Origin of the sequence: Nocardia sp. NPDC058497, from assembly GCF_042720195.1 — a bacterium.
Taxonomy (GTDB): Bacteria; Actinomycetota; Actinomycetes; order Mycobacteriales; family Mycobacteriaceae; genus Nocardia.
The window spans coordinates 10,133-11,003 of the sequence record NZ_JBHXMY010000163.1 but is presented as its reverse complement, the minus strand read 5'-3'; the positions used below and the strand labels follow the sequence as shown (position 1 = coordinate 11,003).

Annotated in this window: 1 protein-coding gene; it reads left to right on the top strand. The window is 62.5% G+C overall.

Annotated elements, in window-relative coordinates; translation table 11 throughout:
• Positions 1 to 206 precede the first annotated feature (206 nt).
• Positions 207 to 871 (top strand): Fic family protein (locus ACFWPJ_RS13790; protein ID WP_378850821.1); only part of this gene is annotated, 665 nt, incomplete at its 3' end.

The following is an 871-nucleotide window of genomic DNA, read 5'->3' as shown; positions in this document are numbered from 1 at the left end:
GGCCGGAACGCTGGCACCCATCCGGGGAAGTCGCACGTAGGCCCCAGCTCGTTCGCCCCGACTCAGGGCCAGCCTGGAGCTTATGATACTTTTCTCCGTAAAAGTATCACACACCATTGGTGGTGCGACTTAAGTATCACTGCACTCCCCACGTGATACTTTTCATCCGAAAAGTATCACTGAAGCCAGGGTGAGGGGTTGAGCTGATGCTTCTGGAGGACTTCTCCATCGAACAGCGGACAAATCTCGTGCGCGCGGACAACGGTTACCGCGCGTTCTCGCCGCCCCCGCTGCCGCCGACCGTTCTGCTGTCGCCGAAGCTTGTCCGGAGGTTGTCCAGCGCGGACCGGGCAGTCGGCGAGCTGGCCGGTCTCGGGCGGGGGTTGCCGAATCCTGACCTCTTCTGCCGGGCGCTGGTGCGGCGGGAAGCTGTGCTGTCGAGCCGGATCGAAGGGACCGTCGCGTCGCTGTCGGACGTGGCGATGTACGAGGCCGAGCGCCCGGCCCGGCCGCAGGGCGACGTCCAGGAAGTGTTCAACTACATGAGCGCCATGGATCATGTCCTCGATCCGGGCAGGCGCCTGCCGCTGAGCCTGTCGCTGCTGCGTGAGGCGCATCGGATTCTGATGACGGGCGTTCGGGGCGACTATGCCACCCCGGGTGAATTTCGCCGCAGTCAGAACTGGATCGGTCCACCAGGGTCCACTATCGAGACGGCGAAGTATGTTCCGCCACCACCGGAGTCCCTGTGGCAGAGTCTCGATTCCTTCGAGAAGTTTCTGCATTCGGATGGCGAACTGCCGCCGCTGCTGGCGATCGCCGCGGGTGCCGATAAAATAGAGGCAAAACAAACCAAAAACACACGCAAACG